General features: G+C 51.0%; 8 protein-coding genes and 2 pseudogenes. 6 read left to right on the top strand and 4 right to left on the bottom strand.

Going from position 1 to position 7602, the window contains the following annotated elements; translation table 11 throughout:
- A pseudogene (locus P5683_RS21070) lies at positions 1 to 393 on the bottom strand (transposase); the annotation flags it as partial.
- Here P5683_RS21070 and P5683_RS21065 point away from each other — a divergent pair.
- Positions 356 to 619, top strand: a complete 264-nt coding sequence (locus tag P5683_RS21065; RefSeq protein WP_006624739.1) for a hypothetical protein — start codon at positions 356 to 358, stop codon at positions 617 to 619. The pseudogene P5683_RS21070 and the gene P5683_RS21065 sit on opposite strands and share 38 nt — an antisense overlap.
- A gap of 219 nt (positions 620 to 838) precedes the next feature.
- Entirely contained in the window at positions 839 to 1252 is a 414-nt protein-coding gene (locus P5683_RS21060; RefSeq protein WP_006624738.1) for a hypothetical protein, read from the top strand.
- Between the two features lie 67 nt (positions 1253 to 1319).
- On the opposite strand, the gene P5683_RS21055 is transcribed toward P5683_RS21060, so the two are convergent.
- Entirely contained in the window at positions 1320 to 1679 is a 360-nt protein-coding gene (locus P5683_RS21055) for a four helix bundle protein (protein ID WP_035759381.1), read from the bottom strand.
- An 82-nt stretch (positions 1680 to 1761) separates the two neighbouring features.
- On the opposite strand from P5683_RS21055, the gene P5683_RS21050 reads away from it, so the two are divergent.
- The gene (locus P5683_RS21050) at positions 1762 to 1989 is read left to right on the top strand and encodes a hypothetical protein (protein ID WP_155839149.1); all 228 of its coding nucleotides are present in this window, start codon (positions 1762 to 1764) and stop codon (positions 1987 to 1989) included.
- On the opposite strand, the gene P5683_RS21045 is transcribed toward P5683_RS21050, so the two are convergent.
- Positions 1935 to 2594, bottom strand: a complete 660-nt coding sequence (locus tag P5683_RS21045) for a hypothetical protein (RefSeq protein ID WP_006624735.1) — start codon at positions 2592 to 2594, stop codon at positions 1935 to 1937. The two genes, P5683_RS21050 and P5683_RS21045, sit on opposite strands and share 55 nt — an antisense overlap.
- 35 nt (positions 2595 to 2629) lie before the next feature.
- Here P5683_RS21045 and P5683_RS21040 point away from each other — a divergent pair, with 35 nt between their 5' ends.
- Positions 2630 to 6418, top strand: a complete 3789-nt coding sequence (locus tag P5683_RS21040; RefSeq protein ID WP_315641880.1) for a PatA/PatG family cyanobactin maturation protease — start codon at positions 2630 to 2632, stop codon at positions 6416 to 6418.
- Here the strand turns inward: P5683_RS21040 and P5683_RS21035 are convergent.
- Positions 6415 to 6696 carry a hypothetical protein gene (locus P5683_RS21035; RefSeq protein ID WP_006624733.1) on the bottom strand — a complete coding sequence of 94 codons (282 nt, stop codon included), beginning with the start codon at positions 6694 to 6696 and terminating at the stop codon, positions 6415 to 6417. The genes P5683_RS21040 and P5683_RS21035 overlap by 4 nt on opposite strands.
- A gap of 254 nt (positions 6697 to 6950) precedes the next feature.
- Between P5683_RS21035 and P5683_RS21030 the strand changes: the two genes are divergently transcribed.
- Both P5683_RS21030 and P5683_RS21025 read left to right on the top strand, forming a co-directional pair.
- Positions 6951 to 7322: a hypothetical protein gene (locus tag P5683_RS21030; protein ID WP_006624731.1), complete on the top strand. Its 372-nt coding sequence runs from the start codon at positions 6951 to 6953 to the stop codon at positions 7320 to 7322.
- 3 nt (positions 7323 to 7325) lie between these two features.
- Positions 7326 to 7602 (top strand): annotated as a pseudogene (locus P5683_RS21025) (hypothetical protein); the annotation flags it as partial.

Here is a 7602-nt window from a genome sequence, read left to right as displayed (position 1 = left end):
GCCCCAATGACACTTTTTCGCGGGTTTACTTTTGGGTTTGTAGCGGTTGCAAAATCCTCGATATTTTCGAGCGCAATCCTCCAAAGTTGCCCCCAACTGCAAGAAAGCCGGATGCCACTGGGTCAAGCCATCATCGGTGAGTTTTTCATAACTGCCATAGTTGCTGAACTCGTAGAAAAAGGTCGATCGCATTTTCGCCGCTTTGGGATTGCCGTGGATGTAGCGCAGGGTATTCAATACTCGGTCTTTGTCACTAGCCGGAAACCCTTCGGCAAAATAGCGCTTTTCCCAAAAGTGTCCCGTGCGTCCGAGCATTCGGTTAAAGCACATTGCCGTGTACCAATTGAGAAAGTGCATGATTTTCGGCAAATCTTCCGGCTGTTTCGGTTCGATTGACGGGGCGATCGATTGGTTCCGCTGGGAAGACGGTCAGTATGTCCCCCTGAATGTGGATGGTGATGGCATCGTGCGATCGCTCGTATTTCCCGGTTTGTGGTTGGACAAAGATGCGCTGTTGGCGGGGGACTTGGCACAAGTATTGGCGATCTTGCAACAGGGAATTGCTACGTCCGAACATCAAACTTTTATCGAGCAATTATCCCGGACAGACATCCAGTAGTCAGTGATGTTTTTGTTGATTCCTTTTCTGATGACTGAAAGCCGACTGATAATCCCTATAGATGGCGACCGAAAAAGCGATCGCTCATCGTGCGTTCGCACCATTTTACCGACCAATTAAAGTTGACCGAAAGCCGACTGATAATAGCCGAATAAATCTCAAAAAAAGGTTGACAAGAATGATAAATATGCTAATATATTTAGCAAAGGAAATATCACCATGCAACTGACAATAGACCTGCCAGAATCTGCTGTTCGACGCTTATCTCGCCTTGCCGAGTTGACCAACCAACCCCTGTCGGAATTGGTCATCCAAAGTATTGCTGGAAACTTACCCCCTGCGATCGATACAGCCCCGGCGGAAATACAGGCTGAATTGCTGACCCTGCAAACGCTGAGTGTAGATGAACTCCGGCAAATTGCCCGAAGTCAAATCGCTCCAGACCAGCAGGAACGCCATCTGGAACTACTCGATCGCAACCAAGAGGGAACATTAACGCCCAGCCAACAGCAAGAGTTGCGCGATCTTTCCCAAGCCGCCGATCGCTTGATGCTCAAAAAAGCTCATGCCTGTGCGATTTTGCGCTGGTTGGGACAGCCCATCCGAGATTTGAATCAGCTATCACCCATTTGAAAGTCAAAAGTCAAAAGTCAAAAGTCAAAAGTCAAAAATTTGTACTTCTGGCTTGCTGATTTTAACTTTATTTCAGCTTTCTTTTGGCGGTCAGGATGGATTTTGAAATGATTTTGATTAACTGTTCGCATTCATCCAAGAGACTGGATACTTTTGTCTCGGGTATCATTTCTGATTGAATTAATAGCCTGAGCCAATATCTTGTTTCTTTGGCTTCCTTGAGAGCGATCGACTGCTTGCTGATAAAATCTCGGTCACTTTCAGCCGAACCCGATTCGGCAATGTTGGCACCGATTGACGTTCCCGATCTAAACAGTTGATTGGCTAACAATCGCGGTGTTCCGGGTTGTTGATCGAGATGGGAGAAAAGCTTGGTAATTCTCACGGCAAACTCAAATGTGCGATCGGGAATCGGCCGATAATCCATAATAATCAAGTCAAAATCTATGGAATCAAAACTGATACGAGCAGTTTACCAACTTTTTTGAATTTTGAATTTTGAATTGACTATGAATCCGTTTACTATTTCTCTGAGTTCCGGCATTCAAATTAATCCCTCCGAAAACGGTTACACCCTCGGCCTGGTTTCTGGCAATGATGCCGGTGCAACCGCTTCCCTACTCACCGTGCCCGCGTTACCCGGATTTGAAAATGCGATCGCCCTGTCACCCAATCCCCTTGTCTACTCATCCGTCAGCGATCGCTGTTGGCTGGAAAACCGCCGAATTCGGCCTTGAATTTCATCTAAGATATCTTCCACTGCTTTTAGGTCACTGGGTAGGAGATGGGCAGACAGAATTTTTATCAGGTTATCAATATCTACCGAATAGTTTAATAGGAGGAGAAGAATGTCATTTTCGTAAATACTGGCTCGGCTAAATTGCCCCTGTCGATAAAGAGACGGTAGGGCATAGCATTTCAGCAGCACAAGTCCTTCCACTGTGGCACACCGAATAATGCGATCGCCAAATTGTCTATCTATCGAAAATTGTTCTAAAACTTCCTTGAATAGCTCATTTTGGGTTAAAAAAATGTCGATCTGCAAGGGGTCAAATAGACCCTGTATAAAATCCTTATCTTCATCCTCGATCGCAACTTCGGGCAAAGCATCTAGATCGGATCGAGCCAGAATCAGGTCGATGTCTTGAGTATTGCGGCTTTCTACATAACTCAGTAGAGCCACTCCCCCAACCAATAAGTAATTGATGTTTCTGTCAGCCAATGTGTTAAAAAGTGCTTCAATCGTTTGAAAAAAATCGTCTCCTTCAGGCATTGCTGTTGACCAGTTTTTTACATCAAACAAGATACCATTTCTAATGATTTCCCCAATGGCTGCTGTCATTTCCTTTCCTCTGTAACATTACCCATCTAGAACCTATGCGTACCTATCCCTTTGCGGTTTCTCTCAATTCCACCATTCAGGTTAGCACCACGACAGAGGGCTATGCCCTCAGCCCCGCGAATACCGATCCTAGCCAATCCATTGCTCCCTCTATGGTAACTCTCCCTGCCATCACCGGGATGGGCGATGCCCTAGCCCACTTACAGGAAGGAACCGCCACCCTCCAACAGTTGACCCAAACTCTGAGCGAACGGGAAGGGATGGAAGCGGGGGAACAGTTAGCCGCCACATTGCAACAGATGGGCGATCGCGGTTGGTTGCAGTATGGGGTGCTGCCGTTGGCGATCGCAGTGCCTATGGTGGAATCTGCCGAACTCAACCTCAACACCCCCCACTGGACGCAAGCCAATGTTAGCCTCTCCCGCTTTGCCTACCAACGCAGCCACGAAGGCGGCATGGTCTTGGAATCCCCCTTATCCAAATTTCGAGTCAAACTGCTGGACTGGCGAGCCAGCGCGATTTTGGCTCAACTCGCCCAACCCCAATCCCTGCGACGGGTCACGCCCCCGCCCCAAATTGGGGCAGAAACCGCCTATCAATTCCTAAATCTCCTCTGGGCAACGGGTTTCCTCTCCATCGAAGCCGAAGCCCCCGATCTGAAGCTGTGGGAATTCCACAACCTGCTATTCCATAGCCGTTGTCGCCAAGGTCGCCACGACTACCCCACGGGGGATATTGCCGCCAGTTTGGAGGTTTGGGACGAGTTTCCCGTAGTCAAGCCCCCCATGAGCGGGCAAATTGTCCCCCTGCCCCAACAAAGCATTGATGCCATCCGCCAACGGGATAAAACCCTGACCACGGCCATTGAAAAACGGGCATCGATTCGCGAATACGACGAGAATCACCCCATAACCATCGAGCAATTGGGGGAACTGCTCTATCGCACCGCTCGCATCAAAGAAATTTATACCCACGATGCCGAGCAAACCGAACTGCTCAAAGCCCAATTCGGTGAAGATTTCGACTGGGGGGAAATTAGCCGCCGTCCCTATCCCTGTGGTGGGGGGATGTATGAACTAGAAATCTATTTAGCGGTGCGTCGTTGTGAAGGGGTGAAACCGGGACTGTTTCACTATGACCCCCTCAATCACCAACTGGCTCAAATTGATGCTGCTGAGGCCGATATTCAAGCATTACTTAAAGATGCTCACCAGTCCAGTGGTGAACAGGGAATGCCCCAAGTTTTACTGATTATTACGGCTCGGTTTGGGCGACTGTTCCGCAAATATCGATCGCTCGCCTATGCCCTAGTTCTCAAGCACGTCGGTGTCCTGTATCAGAACCTTTATTTGGTGGCGACAAATATGGGGCTGGCTCCCTGTTCGTTGGGGGCGGGAGATAGCGATCGCTTTGCCCAAGCCACGGGATTAGATTACATTGTGGAATCCTCCGTGGGTGAATTTATGTTGGGGTCATTGCCTAACGTGAATATTGCGGCAAGTGGGGTAGATGATTCAGTAGCAGATAATATTCAGGCTTCTGAGGAATTGGCGGTGGAAGCGATCGCCATTGAAGCGGAATCCGCATCTGTTGAACCGAGCGAACTCGAAACCCCAGCAACCCTTCACCCCTCCGAATTGGATTCAGACATTGAAGCAACTGAAGTTGAATCCGCATCTGTTGAACCGAGCGAACTCGAAACAATGAACCCCTCTGAATTGGAGGATTCTGTCGGGTTGAGCGCAGTCGAAACCCAAGGGACTACTGCCCAACATCCCCACGACCTCGACGATCGCATCCCCGGACTGGCTGAACTTCGCAACCAAACCCTCGGCGACCCCCGCATCACCATTGTCATCCTCGATGGCAACCCCGACCATACCCTCTCCTGTTTTGCCGGGGCGGAAATCTCCAAAGTCTTCCCCTATTGGCACGAACCCGCCGAACCCGTTCCTACAGAGGCTTATTGGAAATTTCAGGCGATCGGCAAGGATGATACTTTAGATAAAGACCAAAAAGCGGAAGCCCAGAAAGCCGCCTTCCCCGAACCCCTCCTCAAACGCATCCACGGCGACAACCACGCCTGCCACATCACCAGCACCATTGTCGGCCAAGAAAACACCCCCTCTCCCGGACTCGCGCCGCGTTGTCGTGTGATTAACGTCCCCCTCAATACCAGTGGCACGGATGAAGAATTCATCTCACCCATCAATCTAGCTCGTGCCTTTGAACTGGGTCTGGAGTTAGGCGCAAATATCATCCACTGTGCCGCCTGCCGCCCCACCCAAACCGGGGAAGGGGAAGAAATTTTATTGCAAGCTCTGAAAAAATGCCAGGACAACAATATTCTGATCGTCGCCCCTGCTGGGAATAACAAGGGAGAATGCTGGTGTATGCCCGCTTCCCTGCCGGGAGTGCTGTCTGTGGGAGCGTTAAAGCCTGACGGTACACCTTACAAGTTCAGCAATTGGGGGGGTAACAATGCCCTAGAAGGCATCATGGCTCCGGGGGGTGAAATTCTGGGGGCGCAACCGGCTAATGAAGAACCTGTGCGCCTTCTGGGAACAAGTATGGCGGCTCCGGTAATGACCGGGTTGTGCGGTTTGCTGATGAGTCTGCAACTCCAACAGGGTAAACCTGTGGATGCGGAAGCGGTGCGGGCGGCGCTGCTCAATACCGCCATTCCTTGCACCCCTGAAGACACCGACGAACCGGAACGCTGCCTGCGGGGTAAAGTGAACCTCCCCGGCGCGATGGGGCTGTTATTTGGGTCTGGGGTGACGATTTCCTTTGCGGGCGATCGCGTGAATCGCACCGAACACAGCACCCTTGGGGTGAACGCCATCGGCTCCGCCGTGGGTATCGAACCATCTGCGGTTAAGGTGAGCGACGTTGCCACCCAAACCCCAGCGACAGAATCTTTAACCGCTTCCGCCTCCCTCACCCCTGCCGATGTCCAACCCAGCAAGGCTGGTTCAGGGCACGTTTTCGCCCTCGGTACGATTGGCTATGATTTCGGAGACGAGGCGCGGCGGGATACGTTCAAACAAACGATGGCCCCGGTCAACCTCAATGGGGTGATGGTGCCGCCCGACCCCTACGATGCCCGCCAGATGGTGGAACATTTAGACAATCATCCCGACGCGGCTTACTCGCTGATTTGGACGTTGAATCTCGACCAAAATACCATCTACGCCCTCGACCCTAAAGGCCCCTTTGCTGATGATATTTATGAGATGTTTTTGTTGATGCTCAATGGACAACTTGAACCGGAAACGAGCGCCGAATTTATTGAGCGCGTCAGTATCCCCGGCCGACAAACGGAGCGGACGGTGGAACTGTTTTCGGGGGAAGTGGTGCCGGTGCTGAATGTTCGCAATCCTCGGGGGATGTATGGCTGGAATATTAACCGGCTGGTTGATGCGGCGTTGGGGACTTTAGATCATCTTGAGGAGGGGAGTGAAGGCCTGCTGCGGGAAGGGCTGACGGCGTTTTTGAATCGGGTGTATTATGAATTGCATAATGTGGGGAAAACCTCCCGCGATCGCGCCCTCAATTTTGCAGTAACCAATACCTTCCAAGCGGCTGCTACCTTTGCGGAGGCGATCGCCGCTGACCGACGCTTGGATACCATCGAAGTGGAGAAAAGCCCCTACTGCCGCCTGAATAGCGACTGCTGGGATGTGTTACTGACTTTCTTCGATCCGGAAGATGGGAAGCGATCGCGCCAGGTGTTCCGCTTTACCATTGATGTGGCGGATAGTATGCCAGTAACAGTGGGGAGTATCAAACGCTGGGCTATTCCGGGTAAAAAGCGAACCTAGGGCGATCGCGCTTCACTCTCCCAGGAGTGATTTAAAATACTGACGCACTCCCCCACCTCGCCGCCAAACAGTGGGGGAGCGTTCACCAATTGACCGCGCCTTGGTCTGGTAGGTTGGGTGCAGCGAAGCGCGAAACCCAACCATTCACCGCCCCCAATTTTGAGAGATTTCATCCCAAACCCCCTCACCGTCCCCGCATCCACAGACAATAAACGAACGTCAGCAGTCTCGTAGTCTGGTAGGTTGGGTGAAGCGAACCGCGAAACCCAACCATTCACCGTCCCCAATTTTGAGAGATTTCATCCCAAACCCCCTCACCGTCGGCGCAGGCTATCGGGATTTGTCAAGAGTTTTTGAATAACCTTGAGCCATATTCGTCACACCAGAGCCACTGGAAATCGCGCCTCAGTTATAATTATCCCAAGGTTGAGGAGATGGGTATGGATGTGGGGCGATCGCTCCTAAAACTAACCATCGGTGGCGGCTGCATTTTGGGTAGCCGGGAATTTAGATCAATTCATGAGGTAATCTGATGACAGAAGGTAAAGAAGGTAAAAAGCAACAGTTCAACGCTCCAGTCGGCAGTGTGGATAATCAAGGCACTCAAAATAATGTGGCGGGAGTCAACTACGGGGTTCAGACGAACACCTTAGACCCTGAACTTCAGGCAACAGTCAAAGAGATTCAAACTTTGCTTTCCAGTTTAGACGTGACTCAGGCAACCACCACGAGCGAAAAGATGAGGCTCGCGGGAATGGTCATTGCCAAAATTGAGGAAAAGCCAACCTTTAAGGAACGAGCAATCCGGGCGGCGCGGGGTGGACTGGTGGAAGGACTCAAGCAAAATCCAGTGGGGGCGATCGTTGCTGGGGCGATCGAGGGTTGGACAAAAGAGAAGGATTAGTCTATGTCAGAGCCAACTAATCATCAAAACACGGGCAGTCAAGGGAATCAGGGTCAGCAAGGCAATGTTGCTGGTGTGAATTATGGTGTTCAAAATACCTACATTGGAGGAACAACCCAGCAGCGCCAGATTGACCGCGATATTTGCCGTCGGATGCTAGACCGACAAGTGCAGTTAAGCAGTAATACGGTTATCGGTCAGGTTTATGGCGATCGCAATTTAATTGATGAGGATTTATTTGTCGATTTAGCCCTGGTGAAACCGAAACGGAGTGAGAACC

It is taken from the genome of Limnospira sp. PMC 1279.21, assembly GCF_032349615.1.
Lineage (GTDB): Bacteria > Cyanobacteriota > Cyanobacteriia > Cyanobacteriales > Microcoleaceae > Limnospira > Limnospira fusiformis.
Note: the sequence above shows the minus strand (reverse complement) of the source record. Positions and strands in the feature narration are given on the sequence as shown.

What these genes read in the sequence shown, in the direction of transcription:
- P5683_RS21030 (WP_006624731.1), top strand. Translation starts at nt 6,951, where the DNA reads ATGACAGAAGGTAAAGAAGGTAAAAAGCAACAGTTCAACGCTCCAGTC.
- P5683_RS21065 (WP_006624739.1), top strand. Translation starts at nt 356, where the DNA reads ATGATTTTCGGCAAATCTTCCGGCTGTTTCGGTTCGATTGACGGGGCG.
- P5683_RS21060 (WP_006624738.1), top strand. Translation starts at nt 839, where the DNA reads ATGCAACTGACAATAGACCTGCCAGAATCTGCTGTTCGACGCTTATCT.
- P5683_RS21050 (WP_155839149.1), top strand. Translation starts at nt 1,762, where the DNA reads ATGAATCCGTTTACTATTTCTCTGAGTTCCGGCATTCAAATTAATCCC.
- P5683_RS21045 (WP_006624735.1), bottom strand. Translation starts at nt 2,594, where the DNA reads ATGACAGCAGCCATTGGGGAAATCATTAGAAATGGTATCTTGTTTGAT.
- P5683_RS21055 (WP_035759381.1), bottom strand. Translation starts at nt 1,679, where the DNA reads ATGGATTATCGGCCGATTCCCGATCGCACATTTGAGTTTGCCGTGAGA.
- P5683_RS21040 (WP_315641880.1), top strand. Translation starts at nt 2,630, where the DNA reads ATGCGTACCTATCCCTTTGCGGTTTCTCTCAATTCCACCATTCAGGTT.